The 26804-nt window shown below is 72.3% G+C and carries 21 protein-coding genes; 6 read left to right on the plus strand and 15 right to left on the minus strand.

What is annotated here, in order from left to right; all coding sequences use genetic code 11:
* Positions 1-88: 88 nt before the first annotated feature.
* The 3 genes from ACIGXO_RS14400 to ACIGXO_RS14410 all read left to right on the plus strand — a co-directional run bounded on the left by ACIGXO_RS14400 (position 89) and on the right by ACIGXO_RS14410 (position 4214).
* A complete protein-coding gene (locus tag ACIGXO_RS14400; protein WP_399785293.1) occupies positions 89-1453 on the plus strand; it encodes a cytochrome P450 in 1365 nt (454 codons plus the stop codon).
* Positions 1454-1707: 254 nt separating this feature from the next.
* Complete coding sequence (locus ACIGXO_RS14405; RefSeq protein WP_399785297.1) at positions 1708-2856, plus strand: selina-4(15),7(11)-diene synthase; 1149 nt, start codon at positions 1708-1710, stop codon at positions 2854-2856.
* Positions 2853-4214, plus strand: a complete 1362-nt coding sequence (locus tag ACIGXO_RS14410) for a cytochrome P450 (RefSeq protein ID WP_399785299.1) — start codon at positions 2853-2855, stop codon at positions 4212-4214. Before ACIGXO_RS14405 ends, ACIGXO_RS14410 begins: the two co-directional genes overlap by 4 nt.
* Before the next feature lie 47 nt (positions 4215-4261).
* Here the strand turns inward: ACIGXO_RS14410 and ACIGXO_RS14415 are convergent, their stop codons facing one another.
* From ACIGXO_RS14415 to ACIGXO_RS14460, 10 genes are all read right to left on the minus strand, one after another.
* Entirely contained in the window at positions 4262-4942 is a 681-nt protein-coding gene (locus ACIGXO_RS14415) for a GTP-binding protein (protein WP_399785303.1), read from the minus strand.
* Positions 4923-5285: a DUF742 domain-containing protein gene (locus ACIGXO_RS14420; protein WP_030249882.1), complete on the minus strand. Its 363-nt coding sequence runs from the start codon at positions 5283-5285 to the stop codon at positions 4923-4925. The genes ACIGXO_RS14415 and ACIGXO_RS14420 overlap by 20 nt, the downstream gene beginning before the upstream one ends.
* On the minus strand, positions 5282-5689 hold the full coding sequence (locus ACIGXO_RS14425; RefSeq protein ID WP_030249885.1) for a roadblock/LC7 domain-containing protein: 408 nt from the start codon (positions 5687-5689) through the stop codon (positions 5282-5284). The genes ACIGXO_RS14420 and ACIGXO_RS14425 overlap by 4 nt, the downstream gene beginning before the upstream one ends.
* Entirely contained in the window at positions 5686-7272 is a 1587-nt protein-coding gene (locus ACIGXO_RS14430) for a sensor histidine kinase (protein WP_399785308.1), read from the minus strand. Before ACIGXO_RS14430 ends, ACIGXO_RS14425 begins: the two co-directional genes overlap by 4 nt.
* Positions 7273-7584: 312 nt before the next feature.
* The gene (locus ACIGXO_RS14435; RefSeq protein ID WP_399785311.1) at positions 7585-8721 is read right to left on the minus strand and encodes a rod shape-determining protein; all 1137 of its coding nucleotides are present in this window, start codon (positions 8719-8721) and stop codon (positions 7585-7587) included.
* Between the two features lie 176 nt (positions 8722-8897).
* Positions 8898-10967, minus strand: coding sequence for an FUSC family protein (locus tag ACIGXO_RS14440; protein WP_399785314.1), 2070 nt, complete (start codon positions 10965-10967; stop codon positions 8898-8900).
* 103 nt (positions 10968-11070) lie between these two features.
* Positions 11071-11526 carry a hypothetical protein gene (locus ACIGXO_RS14445; RefSeq protein ID WP_399785316.1) on the minus strand — a complete coding sequence of 152 codons (456 nt, stop codon included), beginning with the start codon at positions 11524-11526 and terminating at the stop codon, positions 11071-11073.
* 182 nt (positions 11527-11708) lie between these two features.
* Positions 11709-12572: an ABC transporter permease gene (locus ACIGXO_RS14450; RefSeq protein WP_399785319.1), complete on the minus strand. Its 864-nt coding sequence runs from the start codon at positions 12570-12572 to the stop codon at positions 11709-11711.
* Positions 12569-15274, minus strand: a complete 2706-nt coding sequence (locus tag ACIGXO_RS14455) for an alpha/beta fold hydrolase (protein WP_399785322.1) — start codon at positions 15272-15274, stop codon at positions 12569-12571. The genes ACIGXO_RS14450 and ACIGXO_RS14455 overlap by 4 nt, the downstream gene beginning before the upstream one ends.
* A 78-nt stretch (positions 15275-15352) precedes the next feature.
* Positions 15353-16630, minus strand: coding sequence for a hypothetical protein (locus ACIGXO_RS14460; protein WP_399785325.1), 1278 nt, complete (start codon positions 16628-16630; stop codon positions 15353-15355).
* Positions 16631-16795: 165 nt separating this feature from the next.
* Between ACIGXO_RS14460 and ACIGXO_RS14465 the strand changes: the two genes are divergently transcribed.
* Positions 16796-18028 (plus strand): styrene monooxygenase/indole monooxygenase family protein, encoded by a 1233-nt coding sequence (locus tag ACIGXO_RS14465; RefSeq protein ID WP_399785328.1) that lies wholly within the window; start codon positions 16796-16798, stop codon positions 18026-18028.
* A 107-nt stretch (positions 18029-18135) separates the two neighbouring features.
* On the opposite strand, the gene ACIGXO_RS14470 is transcribed toward ACIGXO_RS14465, so the two are convergent.
* From ACIGXO_RS14470 to iolC, 5 genes are all read right to left on the minus strand, one after another.
* Positions 18136-19629, minus strand: a complete 1494-nt coding sequence (locus ACIGXO_RS14470; protein WP_399785331.1) for a CoA-acylating methylmalonate-semialdehyde dehydrogenase — start codon at positions 19627-19629, stop codon at positions 18136-18138.
* A 35-nt stretch (positions 19630-19664) separates the two neighbouring features.
* Positions 19665-21584: a 3D-(3,5/4)-trihydroxycyclohexane-1,2-dione acylhydrolase (decyclizing) gene (gene iolD, locus ACIGXO_RS14475; RefSeq protein WP_399785333.1), complete on the minus strand. Its 1920-nt coding sequence runs from the start codon at positions 21582-21584 to the stop codon at positions 19665-19667.
* Entirely contained in the window at positions 21581-22480 is a 900-nt protein-coding gene (gene iolB, locus ACIGXO_RS14480) for a 5-deoxy-glucuronate isomerase (RefSeq protein ID WP_399785336.1), read from the minus strand. Before iolB ends, iolD begins: the two co-directional genes overlap by 4 nt.
* 67 nt (positions 22481-22547) lie before the next feature.
* Positions 22548-23429 carry a deoxyribose-phosphate aldolase gene (locus ACIGXO_RS14485; protein WP_399785338.1) on the minus strand — a complete coding sequence of 294 codons (882 nt, stop codon included), beginning with the start codon at positions 23427-23429 and terminating at the stop codon, positions 22548-22550.
* A 60-nt stretch (positions 23430-23489) separates the two neighbouring features.
* Positions 23490-24497 (minus strand): 5-dehydro-2-deoxygluconokinase, encoded by a 1008-nt coding sequence (gene iolC, locus ACIGXO_RS14490; RefSeq protein ID WP_399785341.1) that lies wholly within the window; start codon positions 24495-24497, stop codon positions 23490-23492.
* 280 nt (positions 24498-24777) lie between these two features.
* Between iolC and ACIGXO_RS14495 the strand changes: the two genes are divergently transcribed.
* Positions 24778-25698 (plus strand): sugar phosphate isomerase/epimerase family protein, encoded by a 921-nt coding sequence (locus ACIGXO_RS14495; RefSeq protein WP_399785344.1) that lies wholly within the window; start codon positions 24778-24780, stop codon positions 25696-25698.
* A 59-nt stretch (positions 25699-25757) separates the two neighbouring features.
* Complete coding sequence (locus tag ACIGXO_RS14500; RefSeq protein ID WP_399785347.1) at positions 25758-26777, plus strand: Gfo/Idh/MocA family protein; 1020 nt, start codon at positions 25758-25760, stop codon at positions 26775-26777.
* Positions 26778-26804: the final 27 nt, after the last annotated feature.

The following is a 26804-nucleotide window of genomic DNA, read 5'->3' on the forward strand; positions in this document are numbered from 1 at the left end:
TGTCATCCGGATGTGCACGACAACGGTCGCACCCGCGCCGCGTGATGCCGCTCCCCTCGTCCGCCCCCCTCATCACGCCGGAGAGACCGTGACCATCCCGATACCCGAACACCTCCGCGCCCGGTTCGAGTTGAAGGCGCATGTGGGCCGGCCCCTGAGCGACGAGGACCCGGACGGACTGCTCCGGCTGTACGGACCGGAGGCCGCGGACCCGGCGGCGCTGTTCGCCCGGCTCCGCGCCACGTACGGCCAGGTGGCTCCCGTACTGCTGCCGGGAGACCTGCCGGTCTGGCTGGTGCTGGGCTACCAGGCCAACCTCGACGTCGCCCGTACGCCGTACCCTTACAGCCGCGACTCCCGGCTGTGGAATCTCGCCGACCGGGTGCCCGCCGCCTGGCCCCTGGGCCCCACGGTCGACTGGGAACCGACCTGCGTTTTTACGGACGGCCGGGCGCACGCGCGAACGCGGACAGCCGTCACCGACAGTCTGGAAGACCTCGACCGGCACGGGATACGCCGCTACGTAAGCCGCTACACCAAGATGCTCGTCAACGAATTCATCCATGCCGGCGAGGCCGATCTGGTCGGCCAGTACGCCGAGCGGCTGCCGATGTTGGTGATGACCCGGCTCCTGGGCATGGACGAGGCGGACGGACCGCGACTGGCGGACGCGGCCCGCGACCTGATGACCGGCAGCGACACGGCCGCCGCAAGCAACGACATCATCAAGACCGCTTTGGTCCGGCTGCTGAATGCCAAGAAGGCCCGGCCGGGCAACGACCTGGCGAGCTGGCTGAGCACGCACGAGTCCGCTCTCTCCGACGACGAGGTCCTCGGACACCTGCGGCTGATGCTGATCGCCGCGTACGAGACCACGGCGAATCTCATCGCGAACACCCTGCACATGATCCTGACCGACCGGCGTTTCCGCGCGAGTCTGTCGGGTGGCCACATGACCCTGAGCGACGCTCTGGAGGGCATGCTCTGGGACGAGCTGCCCATTTCCGTCGTACCCGGCCGCTGGGCGAACGCGGACACCACTCTCGACGGCTGGCGGATCGAGGCCGGCGACATGCTGCTCCTCGGCCCCGGCGCCGCGAACACCGACCCGGAGATCCGGCCCGACCTTTCGGAGCCCGTGCACGGCAACCGGTCGCACCTCGCCTTCAGCGCGGGACCGCACAGGTGCCCCGGCGAGGACATCGGCCGGGCCATCGCCGACACCGGCATCGACACCCTGCTCACGCTGCTGCCCGACATGCAACTCGCCGTTGCCCAGGACGAGGTGCGCTGGGACTACGTGCTCCTCTCCAAGCGCCTGTCGAAGCTGCCTGTACGGTTCCAGCCGCGTCCGCCCGCGGCACTCAGCTCCGGTACGCTCTCCGGCCACAGTCGGCGCGCGGCGGCAGCAGCGGGCTGCCCGGTCACGGGCGCCGCGTCAACCACCGCGTAGGCGGCGGGTTTTCGCCGTATTTCGCCACCACAAAGCCCGCGGAGCGCGACATTCCGCCGCCCCGCGGGCCATTCCGGTTGCCCTGAAAACTGCCGGTCAGAGGCCAGTTGAGGGATCTGGGCGGTCTTCCCCTTCGCGTCCGTGTGCACACGTGATGTTAGCCCTATTGATCATTTTTGGGCCATGCGTACCATGCGGTTGTTGATCACGCTGGGTGTGCGCTGTATCGCGCATCCGACAGGAAGGCGGCCGGAGTGAGTAGCGCGCTCATAGTCCCCCCGACCTACGCCCCCATACCGCCGGCGATCCACCCGCTGCACGCCGACATCGACGCGCGGACCGCGGCATGGGCACACGCGTTCCGCATCGGCTCCGAAGGACTGCGCGAGCGGCTGGTCACACAGGAGATCGGCTCGTTCGCGGCGCGCATCCTGCCCTCGGGCCGGCCCGAGGTCGTCCAGGTCCTCGGCGACTTCGTCCTGTGGCTGTTCGGTGTGGACGACGGCCTGTGCGAAGAGGGGGAACTCGGCCTGGAGCCGGGCGCGCTCAACGCCGCCCTGCAGCGCCTGCTGTGGATCGCCGAGCATCCCGAGGCGGACATCCTCACCGACGACCCCCTCGCGCGCGGACTGCGGGATCTGCGGGCCAGGGTGGCGGAGTACGGCACCGCCGGGCAGACGAAGGCGTGGATCGACGCGCTGCGCGAGTACTTCCTGTCGGTGATCTGGGAGGCGTCGCACCGCATCGCGGGCAACGTGCCCGACCTCGACGACTACACGCTGATGCGGCTCTACGACGGTGCGACCACGGTCGTCCTGCCGATGCTGGAAATGGCGCACGGCTATGAACTCCGCCCGGAGGAGCGGGCGCTGCCGGGCATACGGGCCGCGGCCCAGGCGGCGTCCTTCGTGATCTGCTGGGACAACGACCTGTTCTCGTACCACAAGGAGGTCAGGGAGCGGGGCCAGACGGGAGGTTACTACCTCAACGTCATCCGTGTGCTGCAGCACCACCGGGGCCTGACCGCCGATCAGGCCCTGACCGAGGCCATCGGCCAGCGGGACCGCGTGATGGTCCTGTTCCAGAGCCTGTGCGCGACACTCAGGGCACAGGGAAGCCCCCAGCTGCGGCAGTACCTCGCCGACCTGGGCCACTTCGTGCGCGGCTCGATGGACTGGGGCATCACGTCCGTGCGGTACACCACGCCCGACGACCCGGCGGCGCTGCCCGCACGCTTCAGCACGACACCCACTGGCACGGGCCCGGTGGACATCCCTTCCATCGCCTGGTGGTGGGACGTGCTGGACCGGCTCGACGGCACCGCGGCGCACCGGCGGCGCCGACCCGCCACTCCCCCACTGGTCGGCGCGCGCGTCGGCGTAACGAATGGATTCTCCTGGTGATTGTCGACACGCGGAACATCCCTCGCGCCCCGGGCCGGGTGCCGCTCATCGGGCACGCCCTGTCGCTGGCCCGCCGGCCGCTGGACTTCCTGCAGTCGCTGCCGAAGACCGGGCCGCTGGTCCGGGTGGACCTGGGCACGATGCCCGTGTACATACCGACCGACGCCGACCTCATCCGCGAGGTGCTGGTCACCCACGCCTCCAAGTTCGTCAAGGGCCGGCTCTACACCCGTGTCGAGCCCCTGGTGGGCAAGGGACTCGCGACCTCCAGCGGCCCGGTGCACCGCCGCAACCGGCGCCTGATGCAGCCGATGTTCCACAAGGAGCGCATCGCCGGTTACGCGGCCGTGATGAGCGAGCGCGCACAGGACCTGGTCGACTCCTGGGAGCCGGGGCAGCAGCTGGCCCTGGAACAGGTCATGGGCGAATACACCATCCGTACGCTCGCCGAGGTGATGTTCTCCGCCGACCTCGGCCAGCCGGCCGTGGAATCGGTGCGCCGGAACCTGCCGGTCATCCTCAAGTACATGCTGCTGCGGGCGGCCTTCCCCACATTCCTGGACGGGTTGCCGATCCCGGCGAACCGCAAGTTCGATGCGGCGGCGCGGGACATGCGCGCGGTCATCGACCAGGTGGTCGCCGACACCCGGCGGTCCGAGGAGGGCCGCCGGGACGACCTGGTGGCGCTGCTGCTGGACGCGCGGGACGCGGACACCGACGAGGCGCTGACGGACGAGGAGGTCAGGGACGAGCTGGTGACCATCCTGTTCGCCGGCACCGAGACCACCGCCTCGACGCTGGGCTGGTTCTTCCACGAAGTGGGGCGGCACCCGGAGGTCGAGAAGCAGCTGCTGGCCGAGATCGACGAAGTGGTCGGCGCCGGACCGGTGACCATGGAGCACGTCCCCCGGCTCGGCACGGTCAAGCGGGTTCTGGACGAGATCATCCGCCTGTACGGCGTCACCATGCTGATGCGCCGGACCACCGAACCGGTGGAGCTGGCCCACACCCGGCCGGACGGCGAACGGGTCACGTACAGGATCCCCGCGGACACCGAGGTCGCCTTCAGCCTCTATGCCGTGCACCGGCACCCGGAGCTGTACAAGAACCCCGACGACTTCGACCCCGACCGCTGGCTGCGCGACGACATCCCGCGCAAGTCGTTCTTTCCCTTCGGGGCCGGCAACCGGATGTGCATCGGCGACGCCTTCAGCTGGACGGAGGCCACCATCGCCATCGCGACCATCCTCCAGCGGTACACCCTTGCCCCGGTCCCCGGGCACACCCCGCGCAAGGCCACCTCGGCCATGGTCCACCCCGACCATGTCCCGATGACGGTGGTGCCGCGGGCCGGCTGAGGACCGGTGTCCGCGTCGCGAACCGCGGCGCGGACACCGTTACCGGCTTACGACGCCTCCTTCGTGAGCGCGAGGCTGTGCAGGTAGTGCATCAGAGCCATCAGGACATCCCGGCTCGAAGTCCGCAGTCGCGCGTCGCAGTCCACGATCGGGACCTCCGGGGGGAGGTCCAGGGCTTCGCGGAGTTCCTCGATGTCGTACTTGGGGGCCTCCGGGAAGGAGTTGATCGCGACGACGAAGGGGACGCCGCGTTCCTCCAGGCGGCCGATGACGTCGAAGCTGACCTCCAGGCGGCGGGTGTCGACCAGGACGACCGCGCCCAGCGCGCCGTCGAACAGGCCGTTCCACAGGAACCAGAAGCGCTGCTGGCCGGGCGTGCCGAAGAGGTACAGCACCAGTTCCTCGTTGAGGCTGATGCGCCCGAAGTCCATCGCCACGGTCGTGGAGGTCTTGCGCTCGATGCCCAGGGTGTCGTCGACGCCGACGCCGGCCTGGGTCATCGTCTCCTCGGTGGTCAGCGGGCGGATCTCGCTGACCGCGCCCACCAGGGTCGTCTTGCCGACCCCGAAACCGCCCACGATCACCACCTTGACCGCGGCGGTGGCCGAGTCGGGCAGCGTGTCCTCGCTCCGCGGGCCGGCGACCGGTTCGGCGACGAGCGCCTGTCCGGCCACGGGCTGCGCGGCGAGCGCCTGCCCGGCGACCGGGTCAGAGCTGTTGAAGTCCATGGATCACCGCCTCGATAAGGGAACGGTCCGGAAGTTCTGCGGGCGGTACGGGCGCGCGCGCCACGACCCGCCCGTCGGCCAGCAGGTCGCCCAGGAGCACGGTGACCACGCTGACCGGTAGCTTCAGATAGGCGGAGAGCTCCGCCACCGACAGCGGGGAGTGGCACAGCCGCATGATCGCGGCGTGCTCGGGCTGGATACCGGGTCGCGGGGCGGCCTTGGCCACGATCAGCGTGACCAGGTCGAGGGAGAAGGTCTGTGCGGCGGCGCCGGAGCGCCCGCCGGTGATCACATAGAGCCGTTCGGGGCTCTCGTCCTCCCAATCCTGGCCCGCTCCGCTCACGCGGCCGATCCCTCGCCGCGCGGCGGGCTGCTGAGGTGCTCGCCGATCCGGGCCACCAGGTCGCGCATCTTCATGCCGATCAGCCCGGCGTCCACGCCCTCGTCGGCCAACACCGCGAGATAGGCGCCCGCGCCCGCCGCCATCAAGTAGAAGAAGCCGCCGTCCAGTTCGATGACGACCATGCGCATCTTGCCGTCGCTGTGCGGGAATTCGGCGGACACCGCGCCGGCCAGGGACTGCAGCCCCGCACAGGCGGCCGCCAGCCGGTCGGCGGTGTCGGTGTCCGTGCCGTACTGGGCCATCCGCAGGCCGTCCGAGGACAGCACGACGACGTTGCGGGTCTGCGGGACGCTCTCCGCCAGGTCCTTGAGCATCCAGTCCATGTTGGCCCGGTGCTGAATCATGGCAACTCACTCTTTTCCGACGACTCGTCACTCTTCGGCCCGGCGGCCCCGCCCGGTTCTCCGGAGAGACCGCTCTGGAAGGCGGCCAGCCACATGCCGGGCTGCACCTCGGGAGCTGCCTCCGGCGCGGAGGACCGTTGGTCTGCGGTGTCGGGGGCGGTGGACGCCTGCGGCCTGGTCTGGGCCGCCGGCGCGGTGGCGCGGGACTTGCGGCGACGCTGCGGGAGACCGTTCGCGGTCCGCCCGGCCACCACCGGCACGTCCTCCTGCGTGTCCTCGGGCCGGGGCAGCGCGGTGGGCGCCGCGGGCGTCGCCGGCGTCGCGGGCGCCGAGGGCACGGGGCCGGTGGCCGGCCGCTGGGACGCCTTGGGCACGGTGCGCTCGCTCAGCGGACCGGAGGAGGCGCCGATGCCGTGCGCCCGGCCGGTGGCGGGCGCGGTGGTGATCAGGTCCTGCGGCACGATGAGGACGGCGCGCACGCCGCCGTACGCCGAAGTGCGCAGCGACACCTGGAAGTCGTACGCCTGGGCCAGCCGGCCGACGACCGCGAGGCCGAGCCGCGGGGTCTCCCCCAGGTCGTTGACGTCGATGCCCTCCTGGGCCTGCTGGAGCATCCGTTCGGCCCGCTTGCGGGCCTCCTCGCTCATGCTGACGCCGCCGTCCTCGATCTCGACGGCGATGCCGGACTGCACCTCGACCGCGGTGAGGTGGACGCGGGTCTGCGGCGGGGAGTAACGGGTGGCGTTGTCCAGCAGCTCGGCGAGCGCGTGGATGAGCGGTTCGACGGCCTGGCCGACGACCGCGACCTCCGAGACGGAGTGCAGCTCGACGCGCTGGTAGTCGATGATCCGGGACATCGCGCCGCGGAGCACGCTGAACAGCGGGACGGCGCGGCTCCACTGGCGGCCGGGGCGGGCGCCGCCCAGTACGGCGATGGAGTCGGCGAGGCGGCCGATCAGCGCGGTGCCGTGGTCCAGCCGGAGCAGGTCGCCGAAGACCTCGTGGTTCTGGCCGTGCCGGTCCTCCATGCCGCGCAGCTCCTGCGCCTGCTGGTGGACGATGGCCTGGACGCGGCGGGCGATGTTCACGAACGCGCGCTGGGCGGACTCGCGCAGGTCCTCCTCGGCGACGACCGCCTCCAGGACGGAGCGCAGCACCGCCTGGTGGGCCGCGGCGAACTCGGGGGTCAGGCCGGACTCGCGGGCCTCCCGGTCCAGCCGGTCCGTCATCGAGGCGAGCACGTCCTCGGGGAACTCGTCCTGCCCGAGCCGGGTGACGACCTCGGGCAGCAGCTCTCCGGCGAGCCGTACGGTGGCGGCCTCCTGGCGGGCCAGCACCGCGGCCTGCGCGTCGGAGCTGCGGCGCAGCGCCGTCAGCGCGCGGCCGCGGCGGGCGACCTCGGCGGAGAGCAGCGCCACCGCGACGGTGGCGGCACCCCCCGTCCACAGGACCGGCGTCAGCGCGGCGGAGGGGACCAGGACGGCGGCGACGACAGCGGCGATCACGGTGAGTGCCGCCGGCGGTATCCACCCGAGCGCCGAAGCGGGTCGCTGCCCTCCGGGCGACGATCCTTCTCGAACCATCAGCACCCTCAACCAATCGAAAGATACGGGGAAGTCCACGGGCGCAGCGGTGAGGGCAGCGTCAACACACAAGTCACCATGGGTAACTGCCAATACGCTGAGCCGCCCTCAGCATAACCGGACTTGATCACTCCTTGACGCCGGGTCATGTCCCCGCAGGTGAAAGGCTTTAGACCCGCTGAGCGGACATCGTTGTCCGCTTGGCGCACACCTCAGGGGAGCCGCGATGTCACCTGCGGGACGGCGGCCCGGTACGTCATTTTGCCGCGCGTCAAAGGGAGTTGACCGCGCGGTGGGGTTTCTTGACGGTTCTCATAGGCGTACGGTCCGCCGCGGCTGCGTCCTGGCGTCCGCCATCAGGCCGTGCATCGTGGCGAACTCCTCCACGCACTTGCCGGTGCCCGCCACGACGCAGTGCAGCGGGTCCTCGGCGATCACGACGGGCACGCCGGTCTCCTCGCTCAGCAGCCGGTCCAGGCCGCGCAGCAGCGCCCCGCCGCCGGTGAGCGCGATGCCGTGCTCGATGATGTCGCCGGACAGCTCGGGCGGGCAGGCGTCCAGGGTGCGCCGGACGGCCTGGACGATCGCGTCGACCGGCTCGGCGAGCGCCTGCCGGATCTCCTCCGCGGTGATCTCCTGGGTCCGCGGCAGGCCGTTGACCTGGTCCCGGCCGCGGACGGTGCAGGCATCGCGGCGTACGGGCACGGGAAGCTCCGCCGTCTCCTCCGCGTCGTCCGGGCCGTCGCCGGCGGCGGGCGGCTCCGGTACGGCGTCCTCCTCGGGTGTCCACAGCGCCGAGCCGACCGCGATCTTGATGTCCTCGGCGGTGCGCTCCCCAATGGCCAGCGCGTGCTTCTTCTTCACGTACGCCGTGATCGCCGCGTCCATCGCGTCGCCCGCGACCCGCACGGACTGCGCGGTGACGAGGCCGCCCATGGAGACCACCGCGACCTCGGTCGTGCCGCCGCCGATGTCCACCACCATGCAGCCCACCGGCTCGGCGACCGGCAGCCCGGCCCCGATCGCGGCCGCCATCGGCTCCTCGATCAGCTGCACCTCGCGGGCGCCCGCGCGCTTGGCGGAGTCGATGACCGCGCGCCGCTCGACGCCGGTGATGCCCGACGGCACGCACACCACCACCCGCGGCCGGGAGAACCGGCGGCCCGGCAGCGCCTTCTTCATCAGCCCGCGCAGCATCCGCTCGGCGGCGTCGAAGTCGGCGATCACGCCTTCCTGGAGCGGCCGCATCGCGGTGATGCCGGACGGGGTGCGGCCGATGGTGCGCTTGGCCTCCGTGCCGACCGCGACGACCTCGCCCGCCGCGTTCACGGCGACCACGGACGGCTCGTTGAGCACCACGCCCTTGCCGCGGGCGTAGACCAGGGTGTTGGCCGTCCCCAGGTCGATGCCTATGTCGTACGTACCGCCGGAGGAAGTGCTGGACGCCATGAGGAGTTCGCTCGCTCGCTTTCGGCTCGGACTGCGGACACGCCCGCGGCGCGGCGCACGGAACCCCCCGACATCGCGCCCCAGACGGCAGCAATGACGTCAATAACGGGCAATTACCTACCCTACCGGCGCCGCAGAATTGCTCGCCGTCCGGCCCCGGGCGAACGGACCAGCCCTCAGCGGCCGGTCCGGTTCAGCGCCTGCGCGAGGTCGTCCAGCGCGTCCACCAGCAGGCCCGCCGCGCGCAGCGCCACGCCCTGCCCTTCCGTCTCGGCGTCCCAGACGGCCAGCCACCGGTGCGGCCCGGACCAGTCCAGGTCGCCGCCCTCCCTGACGGCGCGGGCCGCGTGCGCCACCGCGGGCCCGAGCTCGGCGGCGAACGCGTCGGCCCCCGGCGACGGTTCCGCGTCCGGGCCCGGCAGATGAGCCTCCATCAGCATCGTGACCCGGCCCATGGCGTTGAGGGCCGTCTCCGCCGCCTGGGTGGCGCCCTGCGAGAGTCCGCGGTGCCGCACCGGCTCCTGCCCGGCGCGCTCCCCGCTCTTCACCCACGCGACGCGCGCCGCACGCAGGTCGAGCAGGGCCTCACGGACCCGGCGCGGCCGGCGCTCGGCGGGCCGGGCGTAGATCTCCAGGACGGCGACGGCGTACCGGCCGCCCGCCTCCAGCCACTCCGCCAGCCGCTCGCGCAGCCGGGACGTCTCCCAGGCCGGGAAGAGCGCGTACGAGAGCGTCGCCAGCAGGCCGCCGAGCAGGGTGAGGACCACCCGCTCCTGCACGGTCTGCTCCCAGCCGGCGCCCGCGATGCCGAGCAGGAAGACGACGTACGCGGCGACGCAGGCCGAGGTGACCGCGACGCCGGTGCGCAGCAGCAGGTACATCAGGAAGGCGCACACGATGGCCAGCCCCGCGTCGACGTACTGCCCCGGGTGGAACAGCGCGATCACCCCGCCGCCGACGGCGACGCCGAAGAGGGTGCCGATGAAGCGGGCGATGCCGCGCTGGTAGGTCTGCGCGAAGTCGGGGCGCATGATCATCACGGAGGCGAGCGGCGCCCAGTAACCGTGTCCGAAGGGCAGCGCGGTGCCGATGAGGTAGCCGGCCGCGGCCACCGCGGCGACCCGCAGCGCGTGCCGCAGGACGAACGAGGACCAGCGCAGCTCCCGGCGGACGGCCCGCAGCACGACCGGGACCTGACGGTGGACGGCGGGGCGCAGCAGGTGCGGCCGGTCGCCGTCGGAGACGGACCCGGCGGGCTCGACCGGCTCCTCGGCGGCCTCCACGGCGTCGGCCAGCAGGCTCAGCAGCCGGGCCGCCGAGCGGCGCGCCGGACCGGTCAGCATGTCGCCGGACTCCGGTACTTCCAGGGCCTGCAGGGCGTCGGCGGGCAGCCGCACCGGCCGGGCGTGCCGGATGGCGGCGGCCACCGCGTCCAGCACGGTCGCGGCGGCGCCGAGCAGTTCGCGGGCGCGGTCCCGCTCGGGGCCCTCCAGCGGGGCGCCGACGACGGGGTCGGCGAGCGAGGCGAGCGCGGGGCGGACCTGTTCGGCGAGGGTGCGGGGGCCGTGCAGCTGGGCGGGGCGGCGGCGGGCCTGGCGGGGCGTCACCCGGGAGGCGAGCCGGGCGTCCATCAGGGGCTGCGGGTCGAAGGGGGCCACCGGGTCGTGGCGCAGCCGGCGCGCGTAGTCGGCCTCGGCGGCGAGCGCGTCGGCCAGCGCGTCCCGCTGCCGCCCCCAGCGGCGGATGGGGAAGAGCAGGATGAGCGCGGCCTGTACGCAGCCGCCGGCCGCGATCAGCGCGGCGTGCTCCAGGGCGCCCAGTACGGAGGTCGGCAGGGTGACGGTCACCAGCATCACCGCGACCGTCTGCGTGCCGATCAGCCCGGACACCGGCCCGACCGCCCAGCACAGCCCCGCGAGCAGCGTCCAGGCGCCGAGCAGCAGCACGAACAGCACGGTGTGCGACGCCGCGAGATAGCCGAGGAAGGTGGAGACCGACAGGCCGCCCGCGACGGCCAGCGCCAGCAGCGGGCGCGGCCGCCAGCTGCGCTGGAAGGTGGCGATGGCGGCGGAGAAGGCACCGAAGGCGGCGGAGACCGCGAGCACCGGGGAGCCCAGCCACAGACAGCCCCCGACGACGAGCGCGACACCGGCGGCGCCGCGGACCGCGATGAGCGGCGTCAGCTTGGCCCGTTCGACGCTCAGCCCGGAGCGGGCGGTCTGCTTCAGCGCGCTCGTCCAGGTCATACCGAGAGAATACGGTCCAGATGCAGTGAAACCGGTCGGCCGACCGGGCGCGGCACCTCCGTACCGGCCCCCGGGCGGCCGGTACGGAGGAAGGCGCCGGCCGTCAGCGGCTCGGGCTGCAGTCGATCTGGATGAGCTTGATCGGCTTGCTCGCGTCCAGGCCGACGTACGCGGTGAAACGCTGGTTCGGGCCATGGGCCCACTTGGTGGTCACCGTCGCCCAGCCGACGCCCGCGGACTGCGCGGTCGTCACCCAGCCGATGGAGATGTCCCGCGGGTTGTTCTGCGCGCAGAGCAGGACGTCGTACTTCTTGTTCTTCTCGGCGCGCTTCTTCAGTTCGTCGCCGACCATGTTGACCCGCTCCCACTGGCGGGGCCCGTGGTTGCCGTAGAACCCCTGCAGGAAGTGGTGGACCTGCTCGGCGTTGTAACGGGCCGGGGCCTTCTCCCCGGAGGCCGCGGGCGCGGCGGGCGCGGACGCCGCGAGGGTCAGGCCGCCGCCGAGCAGGGCGGCACAGAGAGCGGAGACGGTGACAGCTCGCGAAGCCTTACGGATCATCGAATGTCCTCTTCTTCCGGAATACATCCGCATTGTGCGGACCTCACACGAGCAGACACGCCGCACCGCGCAAGGGTTGCGCGCCCCGCTGGGCAAGCACCCGCCCGGCCCAACGGGGCTTCCGGAAAGAGGACCAGCAGAACCGCGCTCCCGCGATCAGCGGAGCCGGCCCCCCGCCCCCGTCACGACACCACATCCTTCGTCCGGAAGCCGCGGAAGGCGAGGGCGAAGAGGACCAGCGCGTAGGAGACGGAGACCGCGGAGCCCTGGGCCATGGCGGTCCAGTCCAGCTTCGGCTGGAGCGCGTCCACCCAGGCGAACTGCCAGTGGGCCGGCAGCACGTCGCGCCAGTTGCCGAGCGCGGTGACCTGGTCCAGGACGTTGCCGACGATGGTGAGGCCGACCGCGCCGCCGACCGCGCCCAGCGGCGCGTCCGTCACCGTCGACAGCCAGAACGCCAGCGCCGCGGTCACCAGCTGCGAGACGAAGAGGTACGCCACGACCAGCGCCAGCCGCGGCACCGCGTCCCCGGCCGGCAGCACCCCGCCGCCCGGCAGCCGCAGCGCGTCCCAGCCGTACGCGTACGTGCCCACGGCCAGCGCGACCAGCGGCAGCAGCACCATCGCCGCCGCGCTGAACACCAGCGCGACAGTCAGCTTGCTCAGCAGCAGCCGGGTCCGCGGCACGGGCGCGGCCAGCAGGTACCGCAGCGAGGACCAGCTCGCCTCCGAGGCGACCGTGTCTCCGCAGAACAGCGCGACCGGCACCACCAGCAGGAACCCGGCCGAGACGAACAGCGCGGTGGCCGCGAAGTTCGCGCCGGAGGCGGTCGCGGTGTCCATCAGGGTGATCCGGTTGTTGCGCCCGGCCGGGTCGCCGCCGATCGCGAAGGCGGCGGCCAGCACGAACGGCAGCGCGGCCAGCACCACGCCGACCACCAGCGTGCGGCGCCGCTTCAGCTGCCGCAGCGCTTCGACGCGCAGCGGCAGGGTGTGCCCCGCGCGGTAGCCGGCCGCGGGCCCGGCCGGGCGTGCTGCGGTACTCATCGGTCCCCTCCGATCAGGGTGAGGAAGGCGTCCTCCAGGCGGCGGTGCGGCCCGACGCGCTCCACCGGCACCTCGAGGCGGAGCAGTTCGGCGAGCAGCTCCGGTGTGCCGGCCGTGCCGTCGAGGCGGACGAGCAGCCCGTCGTCGGCGGGGACGGCCGAGGTGACGAACGGCAGCGCGGCCACCTTCTCCACCACCCCGTCCGGCACCGGCGCCGCCGTGCCGACCAGCAGCGTGTCGCCCGTCCCGACGATCTCGGCGACCGGCCCGGCCTGCACCAGCCGGCCCCGGTCCATGACGACCAGATGCGTACAGGTCTGCTCGACCTCCGCCAGCAGATGGCTGGAGACGATCACGGTCCGTCCCCCGGCCGCGTAACGGGTCATCACGTCCCGCATCTCGCGGATCTGCGGCGGGTCCAGGCCGTTGGTCGGCTCGTCCAGGATGAGCAGGTCCGGCAGGCCGAGCATGGCCTGCGCGATGGCGAGGCGCTGCCGCATGCCCTGGGAGTACGTACGGACGGCGCGCTGCAGCGCCTCGCCGAGGCCCGCGATCTCCAGCGCCTCGTCGATGTGCGCGTCCTCGGCCGGGCGGCCGGTGGCCCGCCAGTACAGGTCCAGGTTCTCCCGGCCCGTCAGATGCGGCAGGAAGCCCGCGCCCTCGACGAACGCGCCGACCCGCGAGAGCACCGGCGCGCCGGGCCGCACCGCGTGCCCGAAGACCCGGATCTCGCCGTCGTCCGGCGTGATCAGGCCCATCAGCATCCGCAGCGTGGTGGTCTTGCCCGCGCCATTGGGCCCGAGCAGCCCGAGCACCTGCCCGCGGTCGACGCCGAAGGTCAGGTCCTGGACGGCGTACCGGTCGACGGCGCCCTGGTACTTCTTCGTCAGGCCGGTGATCCGCAGCGGCACGTCGGCCAGGTCCGGGTCGGGCGCGGGCGGCGTGGTGCGGCGCCGCCCGGTGAGCAGCAGCGCGGCGGCGATCAGTACGGCCGCGAGCGGCAGGCCCCAGACCCACCAGGGCAGCGGGGTGGCGGCGGTGTGCACGCCGGGCGCGGTCGGCACGCTGAGGGCGTGCTTCCCGGCGAGCGCGACCTTGTAGACGGCGGGCTCGGCAGGCGAGGCGTACGCCATGTCGGTGGCGGCCACCACCAGCCGCATCCGGTGCCCGGCGGCGAACTCGTGGTCGATGGCCGGGAGCCGGACGGAGACCGTACGGCCGTCCTTGGCGTCCGTGACCCGCAGCGGCGTCACGAGTTGGTGCGGCAGCAACTGGCTGCGCCCGTCCGGCCCGACGTCGTAGACCTTCGCGAACAGCACGGCCTCGCCGCTGTCGCTGGCCACCCGCAGCTTCGCCGTCGGCGAGCCGGTGACCTGCACGGGGCTCTTCAGCGCCCGGGACTCGAAGCGCGCGTACTGGCCGGGGAAGTCCAGCGACGGGCCGTTGCCCAGCGCGCTCAGGCCGCCCAGCGCGGCGCCGATGCCGGGGACCGAGGAGATCGCGGGCGGGTCGCCGCCCGCGGGGTTGGCGAGCGTCTGCTCGCGGCCGGCGAGCGGCACGGACCGCGGGTCGCCGCGCAGGCCCGGGTAGCTGTCCCCGCTCGCGCCGCGCAGCCGCGAGGCGCCGTCGCGGGCGTCCAGGCCCCCGGCCCGGCTGATCCGGAACGCCGGCCCGGTGTCCGTGCCCCGCTCGCCCTTCAGATAGCGGGCGAACCACGCTTCCGTACGGGCGAGGACGCGGGCCTCCTCGCGTGCGCCGCCGTCGTGGCCGCCCTCGATCCAGTCCACCGCGACCGGTGCGCCGTTCTTCTCGACCGCCTTCGCGATGGCGTCGGCCTGGCCGAGCGGGAAGAGCGAGTCCGACTGGCCCTGGGTGATCAGGGTGGGCACCTTGATGCGGTCGGCGATCGCCTTCGGGCTGCGGCTCTCCAGCATCTTGCGGGCCGCCTCGTCCGGCTTCCCGGAGACCGCCACCCGCTCGTACATCCGGCACAGCTGCGGCTCGAAGCGGTGACAGGCCACGCCGCGGGCGGGGTTGGGCACCGAGGTGGTGACGGGGGCCGAGCCGGTGGTGAAGAAGTAACCGGCCCACAGTTTCTTGAACACGTCGTCGGGGAACAGCGCGTCGGCGAGGTTCCAGTACGTGATCTGCGGGGCGATGGCGTCCACGCGGCGGTCGTGGCCCGCCGTGAGGAGCGCGATGGCGCCGCCGTACGAGGCGCCCGTCATGCCGACGCGGGGGTCGCCGGGCTTGTCCAGCCGCACGTCGGGACGTTTCGCCAGCCAGTCGATGAGCCCGCTGACGTCGGCGACCTCGCCCTCCGGGTCGTTCAGCCCGATCTTGCCGGTGGAGCGGCCGAAGCCACGTGCCGACCAGGTCAGTACGGCGTATCCGGCCCGCGCCAGCTGCTGGGCCTGGCTCCTGGCCGCCGCCTTGCTGGCGCCGAAGCCGTGGCCGAGCAGCACCGCGGGGCGGCGGCCGTGCACCGCCGTGCTGGTGAAGTAGGAGGTGTCGATCCGGACGGTGGCCTTGCTGCCGGGCTTCTCGGGCAGCGCCAGGACCTGGTCCTGGCGCTGCACGGCGGCGGACGGGCCGTCGGGAGCGGCCACCGCCGCCCACGAACCGCCGCCGAGCAGCACGGCCAGCACGGCCATGAGCGCGACCAGTCGCCGGCCACGCGGCCGGGAAACCTTTACAGCCATGCCGTCACCCTACGGGGGCGGCCTGCGAACTCCGGGTCAGCCTCGATCCATGGACGCGGTCAGCCCTGCGGCGGGGCCTCAGCCCTGCGGCGGGGGGCCGAAGCCGCCGGCGGGCGGGGCGGGCGGTACGGGCGGAGCGCCGTAGGGGCCCTGCGGGGCCTGCGGCGGCGTGGCGGACTGGTCGGCGGGCGGGCCGAATCCCGGGGCCGGGGCGGCGGGCGGTCCGTAGCCGGGCTGCGGCTGGGACTGAGGCTGTGCGTAACCGGGCTGAGGCTGCGGCGCGTAGCCGGGCTGGGGCTGCGGCGCGTAGCCGGGCTGCGGGTGGCCGGGGGCCGCGTACGGCTGGGTGCCCGGCGTTCCGTACGGCGCCGGGCCCGGCATCCCGGGCATCCCGGGCTGCGCGGGCGGGGACCACTCCTCAGCGACGGGCGTGCCCGGGCGGCCCATCAGGGCCAGGACGGCGATCGAGCCGAGGAGTTCGACGACCATCAGGACCCGGGACAGGATGCCCTGGAACGCGGGAACCTGCCCCAGCTCGAAGAAGGAACCCCCGCCGAGCGCGCCGATCATGTTCAGGAGCGAGATCGGCAGCAGGACGAGCGCGAGCCCGGTGGTGAAGCCGCGCGCCGACACCCCGCGGATGCCGCAGAGCAGGGCGGCGACCACGGACAGCAGCAGGAGCGTGACGTAGTACCAGCCGGGGCCGACGCTCGTCAGCGCGGGGAGGATGCCGTGGCCCAGGTAGATCACGTCGAGCGAGCCGATACCGTCCTGCAGCAGCACGGAAACGTTCCACACCACGGCGCACAGCGCGAGCAGCCCGAACACCACGGCGCCGGCCACCGCTGCGGCGGGCAGCGGCCGCATCGGCGGATCACTGGGCCGCCGCGTCGGCCACATCCGCAGCCCGGACACCACCACGATGCAGGACACCAGGCCGAGCAGGATCAGCAGGCCGCTGGTGATGAAGACGGTCAGGAACGTGTCCGTGCTCGTGTCGACTTCGCCGATGAACCAGCGGTTGTCACTCGTGTGCTGGCCCGTGCTGACGAACACCTGGACCGCCGAGGTGAACGTCAGCGTGGTCGCCACGGCCAGCAGGCCGCCGGCCGCCCGCGCCCCGGTGAACGCAGCCCACACCGCGCCCAGCTGCACGGCCAGCAGCCCGACGGCGTACGGGTCGGTGATCGCGCCGCCGACGTGCGGCCCGAGCCCCGTCCAGGAATCCCACAGCGCCCCGAACCCGTGCTCCGCCATGTCCATCGCCAGCCATGTGGCGCTGTTCAGCAGGAAGAGCGTGCAGAACACCCCCGCGGTGATCCGCGCCCCCTTGCTGAGGACCGTAATGTGCGGCATATCGCCCCCGTCTTTCTTCTCTTTACTGTTGTGTACTGCCGTGTGCCACGGCCTCGTGCGCGCGGACAGCGCCCGCACCGTAACGGATCTGTACACCGCGCGCGCCCCGCAAGTACAACTGAAAGAGGGGTCCGGTGCCGCATCCGGGCCGCGGGGGGAGGCGGCATGCGTTCCATCGCCATCGTCGGGGCAGGGCAGGCCGGACTGCAGCTGGCCCACGGACTGCTCGCCGCGGGCTACGACGTCACCGTGGTCTCGGACCGCACGCCGGAGCAGATCCGCGCCGGGCGGGTGATGTCCACCCAGATCATGTTCGGCCCGGCGCTCGGCCTCGAACGTGCGGCGGGCCTGAACGCCTGGGACGGCAAGGCCCCCGGCATCACCGCGCTGCAGGCCACGGTCTGGGATCCGCCGGGCCGGCCCACGCTGCGGTTCACCGGCCGCTTCGACGAGGAGGCGCAATCCGTCGACCAGCGGGTGAAGATGGCCGACTGGCTCGACCTGTACGAAGCGCGGGGCGGCCGCGTGGAGTACGGCGCCGCCGACGGCAGACGGCTGGCCGCGCTGGCCGCCTCGCACGATCTGACCCTGGTGGCCGCGGGCCGCGGCGAGCTCGCCCGGCTCTTCCCCCGGGACCGCGCGCGCTCCCCCTACGACCGGCCGCAGCGCTCCCTGGCCGCCATCTACCTGCACGGCGTCGGGCACCGCCCGGAGTACCCGGCGCCGCACGCCCGCTCCAACCTCACGCCCGAGGCCGGGGAGATGTTCGTGATCCCCGCGCTCACCACGGGCGGCCTGTGCGACATCGTGTTCTTCGAAGGGGTGCCGGGCGGCCCGTACGACTGCTGGCAGGACCGGCCGGGACCGGCCGCCTGCCTCGCGCGCACGCTGGAACTGCTGCGGCGGTACGCGCCCGCGGAGTACGAGCTGTGCCGCGGCGCGGAGCCGACGGACGCGCGCTGCACGCTGTACGGCGCGGTCACGCCGACCGTGCGGCGCCCCGTGGTCGAGGTCTCGACCGGCCGGTACGTGCTGGGCATGGCGGACACCGTCGTCGTCAACGACCCGGTCACCGGCCAGGGTTCGAACAACGCGGCCCGCTGCGCGGCCCGCTACCTCCGCGCCATCAAGGAGCGTGGCACGGCCCCCTTCGACCGGGCCTGGATGGAGCGCACCTTCGAGACCTTCTGGGACCACGCGCAGTACGCCACGGAGTTCACCAACACCATGCTCCAGCCGCCCCCGGAGCACGTACAGCGTCTGCTGGCGGCCGCCGCCCGCTGCCCGGCCATCGCCCACCGCTTCGTCAACGGCTACGCCGACCCGGCCGACTTCCGCCACTGGCTCACCGACCCGGAGGCGGCGGCGGCGTATCTGGCGGAGATCCGGGAGCCGTGAGCGCCGGTGTCCGGCCGCGCGGGTCCGGGCGGCGCCGACGGTCCCCACCGGTCCCCACCGGTCCCCACCGGTCCGTACCGGCGGGGGCCGTCGGCTGTGACGGGACGTCAGCTGTGGCTCGGGAAGCCCAGGTTGATGCCGCCGTCGGAGGGGTCGGGCCAGCGGGTGGTGACGACCTTGCCGCGGGTGTAGAAGTGCACGCCGTCGTTGCCGTAGATGTGGTGGTCGCCGAAGAGCGAGTCCTTCCAGCCGCCGAAGGAGTGGTAGCCCACCGGCACCGGGATCGGCACGTTCACGCCGACCATGCCGGCCTCGACCTCCAGCTGGAAACGGCGGGCCGCGCCGCCGTCCCGGGTGAAGATGGCCGTGCCGTTGCCCCACGGCGAGTTGTTCATCAGGGCGATGGCCTCGTCGTACGTGCCGACACGGACGACGGAGAGCACCGGGCCGAAGATCTCGTCGCGGTAGCAGTCCATCTCGGGCGTGACGTTGTCCAGCAGCGAGACGCCGATCCAGTGGCCGTCCTCGTGGCCCTCGACCGTGAAGCCCGTGCCGTCGATCGCGACGGTCGCGCCCTGGGCGGCCGCACCGGTCACGTACGAGGCGACCTTGTCGCGGTGCACCTTGGTGATCAGCGGGCCCATCTCCGAGGCCGGGTCGTCACCGGGGCCGATGCGCAGCGCGGCGGCCCGCTCCTTGATCTTCTCGATCAGCGGGTCGGCGGTGTCGCCGACGGCGACGACGACGGAGATCGCCATGCAGCGCTCGCCCGCCGAGCCGTACGCGGCGTTGATCGCGGAGTCCGCGGCCAGCTCCAGGTCGGCGTCCGGCAGGACCAGCATGTGGTTCTTCGCGCCGCCCAGCGCCTGCACGCGCTTGCCGTTGGCGGTGCCGGTGGTGTGGATGTACTTGGCGATCGGGGTGGAGCCGACGAAGGAGACCGCCGCGATGTCGGGGTGCGCGAGGATGCGGTCCACGGCGGTCTTGTCACCGTTGACGACGTTCAGCACGCCGTCCGGCAGGCCCGCCTCGGCCGCCAGCTCGGCCAGCTTGAAGGCCGCCGAGGGCACCTTCTCGCTGGGCTTGAGCACGAAGGTGTTGCCGCAGGCGATGGCGATGGGGAACATCCACATCGGCACCATCGCGGGGAAGTTGAAGGGCGTGATGCCCGCGACGACGCCCAGCGACTGGCGGATCGAGGAGACGTCCACCCGGGTGGAGACCTGGGTGGACAGCTCGCCCTTGAGCTTCTCGGAGATGCCGCAGGCCAGCTCGACGATCTCCAGGCCGCGGGCCACCTCGCCGAGCGCGTCGGAGTGCACCTTGCCGTGCTCGGCGGTGATCAGCCGCGCGATCTCCTCGCGGTGCGCGTCGACCAGCTCGCGGTACTTGAACAGGATCGCCGTGCGCTTGGCGAGCGAGCTGGTGCCCCAGCTCCGGAACGCCTCCTTGGCGGCGGCTACCGCGGTGTCGACCTCGTCGACCGAGGCGAAGGGGACCTGCTTCTCCTGGGCGCCGGTGGCGGGGTTGTAGACCGGACCGAAGTTGCCGGAGGTGCCCTCGACGGGCTTGCCGCCGATCCAGTGGCTGAGGGTCTTCATGTGCGGGGCCTTTCTGGGGACGAAAGCGGGGAGGGTCAGAGGTGGCGGCGGCGTCCGGCCGCCTGGCGGTCGTACTCCTCGCGGGCGAGCAGCGCCGCCTCGCGCGTCGCGGTCTCGGCAACGGGAACATCCCACCAGGCTTGGGCCGCGGGCGCGCCCGGCACAGTGTCAGCCGTTTCGGTCTCGACATAGACACATGTGGGGCGGTCCGAGGCGCGGGCCGCGGCGAGCGCGGAGCGCAGCTCGGCCACGGTCGCGGCGCGGATCACGTCCATGCCCAGCGAGGCGGCGTTCGCCGCCAGGTCGACGGGGAGCGGCTCGCCGGTGTACGTGCCGTCCTTGGCGCGGAAGCGGTACGCCGTGCCGAAGCGCTCGGCGCCGGTCTCCTCGGAGAGGCCGCCGATGGAGGCGTAGCCGTGGTTCTGGAGGAGGACCACGTTGATGTTGATGCCTTCCTGGACCGCCGTGACGATCTCGGTGGGCATCATCAGATACGTGCCGTCGCCGACCAGCGACCACACCGGGCGGTCCGGCGCGGCCATCCGGACGCCGATCGCGGCCGGGATCTCGTATCCCATGCAGGAGTAGCCGTACTCCAGGTGGTACTGGCGGCGGGACCGGGCGCGCCAGAGTTTGTGCAGGTCACCGGGGAGCGAGCCGGCCGCATTGATGATCACGTCGTCGTCGCCGACGGTCGCGTCCAGCAGCCCGAGCACCTGCGTCTGGCTGGGCCGCGCGTCCTCGGGCCCGGTCAGGTACGCGGTGTCCACCAGCCGCTCCCACTCGGCCTTGGCCGCGCCGTACGCCTCCTCGTACGCCCGCTCCACCCGGTGCCCGCCGAGCTCGCGGGTCAGCGCCTCCAGGCCCGCCCGGGCGTCGGCGATCACGGAGAGCGCGCCGAGCTTGTGGGAGTCGAACGAGGCGATGTTGAGGTTGACGAAGCGCACGCCGGGGCGGGCGAAGAGCGTCGCGGAGGCGGTGGTGAAGTCGGTGTAGCGGGTGCCGACGCCGATGATCAGGTCCGCCTCGCGGGCCAGCGCGTCCGCGGTCGCGGTGCCGGTGTGCCCGATGCCGCCCACGTCCGCGGGGTGGTCGTACCGCAGCGAGCCCTTGCCGGCCTGGGTGGAGGCGACCGGGATGCCGGTGGCCTCGGCGAAGGCGCGCAGCGCCTCCTCGGCCTCGGCGTGGTGGACGCCGCCGCCCGCGATCAGCAGCGGGCGCTCGGCGGAGCGGATGGCGTGCACGGCCTCGGCGAGCGCGCCGGCGTCCGGCTGCGGCCGGGTGACGTGCCAGACGCGGTCGGCGAAGAACTCCTCGGGCCAGTCGAACGCCTCGGCCTGCACGTCCTGCGGCAGCGCCAGGGTGACCGCACCGGTCTCGACCGGATCGGCGAGCACCCGCATGGCCTGGAGGGCCGCCGGGATCAGCGCCTCGGGACGGGTGACCCGGTCGAAGTAACGGGAGACCGGGCGCAGCGCGTCATTGACCGAGACATCGCCCGCGTACGGGACTTCGAGCTGCTGGAGCACAGGCTCGGCCGGGCGGGTGGCGAAGGTGTCCCCTGGCAGCAGCAGCACCGGAAGGCGGTTCACCGTGGCCAAGGCCGCGCCGGTGACGAGGTTGGTGGCGCCGGGGCCGATGGAGGTCGTGACGGCCTGCGCGGAGAGCCGGTCGGACTGACGGGCGTACCCCACGGCGGCGTGCACCATGGCCTGCTCGTTGCGGCCCTGGAGGTAGGGCATTCCCGCCGGCTCGGGGGCGGCTCCCCGCTCGTATCCCGCGGGCTGCGACTCCAGCAGCGCCTGGCCGAGCCCGGCGACGTTGCCGTGTCCGAAGATGCCCCAGGTCGCGGCGATGAGACGGTGCCGTACGCCGTCCCGCTCGGTGTACTGGTGCGCGAGGAATTCGACCAGGGCCTGCGCGACCGTGAGGCGGCGCGTCGTCGGGGCGGTCATCGGGCTTCTCCTGCGGGTGCGCTGTAGAGGGGGAGGCGGGGGTCGACGGGCTGCTCGGGCCACGTACCGCGGATCCAGCCGTGGTCCGGGTGGTCGCAGATCAGCCATTCGCGGGCCTCGCCGGGGCCCGCCATGACGTTGAGGTAGTACATGTCGTGGCCGGGCGCGGCGATGGACGGGCCGTGCCAGCCGTCGGGGATGAGGACGGCGTCGCCGCCGCGGACCTCGGCGAGCACGTCGGTGTTCTGTCCGTGTCCGGAGGGGCTCACGCGCTGGTACCCGAGGCCGGGCCTGCCGTTCGCCTCGGCGATCTCGAAGTAGTAGATCTCCTCCAGCTCGGACTCCTCGCCCGGCCGGCACTCGTCGTGCTTGTGCGGCGGATACGAGGACCAGTTGCCGCCCGGCGTGATCACCTCGACGGCGATGAGCTTGTCGCACTCGAAAACACCCGCCGCGCCGAAGTTGTTGACCTGGCGCGAGCAGTTGCCCCTGCCGCGCAGCTCCACGGGGACGGACGAGGCCGGGCCGTACCGCGCGGGGAGGCGCTTTGAACAGCGGGCGCCGGTGAGCGCGAAGCGGCCGCCGGACTCGCCGGCGATGCCCACATGCGCGTCGCGCGGGACGTACGCGAAGTCCGTGACGCCGCTGAACACGCTGTCCCGACCGGTCAGCGCGAACTCCTCGCCGGAGTCGACCGCCACCGTGCAGCCGCCGGAGAGCGGCAGCACGATCCACTCGCTCTCGCCGGTGGCAAAGGAGTGGTGACCGCCGGGCGGGAGCTCGAGCACGCGGAGGGAGGAGTATCCCCAGCCGGCGTTCTTGGGATGGATGTCGAGGGCGTACGGGCCGTCGGCGGCGGTACCCGCCGGACGGTGGAAGGTGGATTCGGCGTTCATGACGTCAAGTCTCCTACTGAACACTGACGGTGACAGGACCCTGTGGACAACTTCCGCGCCAACGCGGTCACAGAAGGCTGACGGCGGTATCCACAGCCCCCGCCACGTCCCCGTCGACCGGGTAGAGCAGCGAGCGTCCGGCGACCAGTCCCTGCACGGTCGGCAGGTGCAGGGCCTTGCGCCACTTCTCGTACGTCGCGTCCTGGTCGGTGGCCGAGATGTCGCCACCGAGCAGCACCGTCGGCAGCGTGGAGGTCGCGCAGACCTGCGCCATGTCCTCGGGGTCCTCGGTGACCGGCAGCTTGAGCCAGGTGTACGCGGAGGTGCCGCCGAGCCCGGAGGCGATGGCGACGGACTTGGTCACCGCCTCGGCGCTCAGGTCGTTCCGCACCTTGCCGTCGACCCGGCGGGAGATGAACGGCTCGACGAAGAGCGGCAGTTCCCGCTCGGCCATGGCGTCGATGGCGCGCGCCGTGGACTCCATGGTGTCCAGCGACCCGGCGTCGTCGTAGTCGATGCGCAGCAGCAGCTTGCCGCAGTCGAAGCGGAGCCGGGCGATGTCCTGCGGGCGGTGGCCGGTGAAGCGGTCGTCCATCTCGAAGGACGCGCCGGCGAGGCCGCCGCGGTTCATCGAGCCCATCACGACCTTGTTCTCCAGCGCCCCCATGAGGAGCAGGTCCTCCAGGATGTCGGCGGTGCCGAGGACGCCGTCCACGCCGGGCCGGGACAGCGCGAGCGAGAGCCGTTCCAGCAGGTCGAAGCGGTCCGCCATGGCCAGCTTGTGGTCACCGACGGCCAGCGCGCCGCGCGCGGGATGGTCGGCGGCGACGATCATCAGCCGGCCGCTGTCGCCGATGAGGGGGCGGCGGGTACGGCGGGCCGCGGCTTCCGCGACGGCTTCCGGGTGCCGGGCCCGCAGCCGCACGAGGTCGGAGAGCGGTGTGGTCAAGGCGTAACTCACCTTCTTGAGCGCCCGCGATGTCCACGCGGGCGGTGTGCGGCGGTGGTCTCAGCGCTCCGCGAGGAACGCTTCGACCTCCGTGGCGGTCGGCATGGCCGAGGAGCAGGCCAGACGGGCTGCGACGATGGCGCCGGCGGCGTTGGCGTACCGCATCATCGGCTCCAGCTCCCAGCCGGAGAGCAGGCCGTGCACGAGGGCGCCGCCGAAGGAGTCGCCCGCGCCGAGGCCGTTGACGACCTCGACCGGGATGGGCGGGACCTCGGCGGTGCGGCCGTCGCGGTGCACGGCGAGCACGCCCTTGGGGCCCTGTTTGATGACGGCCAGCTCGACGCCCATGTCCAGCAGCGCCTGGGCGCACGCCTTCGGGTCGCGCAGGCCGGTGGCGACCTCCGCCTCGTCGACGTTGCCGACCGCGACGGTGGCATGGGCCAGCGCCGCTTCGTAGTACGGACGGGCGTTGGCCATCGCCTGCGGGCCGGTCTCGCCGCCGTCCCCGGAAGCGCCGCCCTGGCCGCCCCAGAACATCGGCCGCCAGTCCAGGTCGAAGACGGTGGTGCCGGACTTGCCGCGCGCCTCCAGGGCGGCGAGCGTCGCGGAGCGGCTGGGCTCCTCGCACAGGCCGGTGCCGGTGATCCAGAAGACCTGGGCGGCCCGGATCGCGTCCTGGTCCAGCTCCTCCGGTCGGATGACCAGGTCAGGGGCCTTGGGGCGGCGGTAGAAGTACAGCGGGAAATCGTCCGGCGGGAAGATCTCGCAGAAGGTGACCGGGGTCGGGTACTGCGCGACGGGGGTCACCCAGCGGTCGTCCACGCCGAACTCGCGGAGCGCGTTGTGGATGTACGTGCCGAAGGGGTCGGCACCGGTACGGCTGATCACGGCCGTGCGGCGGCCCTGCCGCGCCGCGGCGACCGCGACGTTGGTGGCCGAGCCGCCCAGGAACTTCCCGAACGTCTCCACCTCGGCCAGCGAGACGCCGGTCTGCAGCGGATAGATGTCCACTCCGATGCGGCCCATGGTGATCAGTTCAAAGCGGCCGGTGTCGGTCGGCTCGGTCATGTGCGCCCCTTCGATTCCGCCGGTGCCCGCTGTCGGCTCCGGCCAGGTCGGCTCCGACCACAGGTCTAACGGGGCGACTCATACCCTGTCAACAGTTTGTCCTTACATTCTGACGTCAACGATGGGATGATGACCGAGTCACCCCGGGTTACAAAGTCCTTAAGTCCTTATGTCAGGACGAAGTCTTGACAGGCTCGGCAGGCCGATGAAGGCTGAGCGACCACAACCCCCATCCCGTCCCTTCCCGGTCATCGCCGACCGGTGAGAGGAGAGCCGCACCATGCCCGTACCCAGCGCGAACGTCCCCCGCCTGGACCGGCTCCGCGTCGGATCGGCACCCGATTCCTGGGGCGTCTGGTTCCCCGAGGACGACCAGCAGGTCCCCTGGGAACGCTTCCTGGACGAGGTCAGCGAGGCCGGTTACGAGTGGATCGAACTGGGGCCTTACGGCTACCTCCCCACCGACCCTGCCGTACTCCACGGCGAGATCGCCAAGCGTGACCTGAAGGTGTCGGCCGGCACGATCTTCACCTCGATGCACCGCGGCCCCGAGAACTGGGACGCGACCTGGCAGCACGTCAGCGAGGTCGCCACGCTGACCAAGGCGATGGACGCGGGGCACCTCGTCGTGATCCCGTCCTTCTGGCGCGACGACAAGACCGCCGAGCTCATCGAGCCGAGCGAGCTGACCACCGAGCAGTGGAAGCACCTCACCGGCGGCATGGAGCGGCTGGCGAAGCAGGTACGCGACGAGTTCGGCCTGGACATCGTCGTGCACCCGCACGCCGACACCCACATCGACACCGAGGAGCACGTCGAGCGCTTCCTCGACGGCACCGACTCCTCGCTGGTCAACCTCTGCCTGGACACCGGCCACTACGCCTACTGCGGCGGCGACAGCGTCAAGCTGATCAAGACCTACGGCGAGCGGATCGGCTACCTCCACCTCAAGCAGGTCGACCCCGACATCCTGGCCGACGTACAGGCCAACGGCACCCCCTTCGGGCCCGCCGTGAAGCAGGGCGTGATGTGCGAGCCGCCGCTCGGCGTGCCGGCCCTGCCGCCCGTCCTGGAGGCCGCGCAGGCCCTGGACGTGGACCTGTTCGCCATCGTCGAGCAGGACATGTACCCCTGCCCGCCCACCCAGCCGTACCCGATCGCCGAGCGCACCCGCCGCTTCCTGCGCTCCTGCGGCGCGTAACACCGCCCAACTCCCCACCCCGCACGAAAGACCCGCACGAAAGACGAGGAGCACGAACCATGACGCAGCACGGAACGCTCGGGGTCGCGGTCATCGGCACCGGCCGGATGGGCTCGGACCATGTACGCCGCATCAACGACGTCATCAGCGGCGCGCGGGTCGCCGCCGTGGTGGACATCGACGCCGCCCGGGTGAAGGCCATCGCCGACGGCATCGAGGGCTGCACCCCGTACACCGACCCGGCCGCCGCGATGGACGACCCGGCGGTCGACGGGGTACTGATCGCCTCCCCCGGCCCGGCCCACGAGACCACGCTGCTCGCCGCGTTCGAGCGCGACCTTCCGGTGCTGTGCGAGAAGCCGCTCACCCCGGATGCCGAGTCCGCGCTCCGTGTCCTGCGGGCCGAGGAGAAGCTCGGCCACCGCCGCGTACAGGTCGGCTTCATGCGCCGCTACGACGCCGACTACATGAAGCTCAAGGCGCAGCTGGACCAGGGCGCCTACGGGCAGCCGCTGATGCTGCACAACAAGCACCGCAACCCCGCCTGCCCGCCCGGCTTCACCAACGCCATGATGATCAACGACTCGGCCGTGCACGAGATCGACGTCACCCGCTGGCTGCTGGACGACGAGATCACCGCCGTCCGCGTGCTCTTCCCGAAGTCCACCGGCAAGGCCCCCGAGGGCCTGAGCGACCCGCAGCTCATCCTCTTCGAGACCGCTTCCGGCCGGCTCGTCGACACCGAGTTGTTCGTCAACTGCGGCTTCGGCTACCAGGTGATGTGCGAGGCCGTCTGCACCGACGGCACCGCCCGCATCGGCGACAACCACGGCGTCGTCGCCAACACCGCGAACGGCTGGGGCGGCGCCATCGACCCCGGCTTCGAGGACCGCTTCGCCGACGCCTACGACCTCCAGGTCCAGCGCTGGGTGGACGCCACTCGCCGCGGCGAGGCCGAGGGCCCGAGCACCTGGGACGGCTACGCCGCGGCGGCCGTCTGCGAGGCCGGCGTGCGCGCCCAGGAGACCGGCGAACGCGTCACCGTGGAGCTCGCCGAGCGCCCGGCCCTGTACCGCTAGCACTCCGGGTCCCGGACTCCCCCTGTA

The sequence above is a fragment of the Streptomyces sp. NPDC053542 genome (assembly GCF_044544685.1).
Taxonomy (GTDB): Bacteria; Actinomycetota; Actinomycetes; order Streptomycetales; family Streptomycetaceae; genus Streptomyces.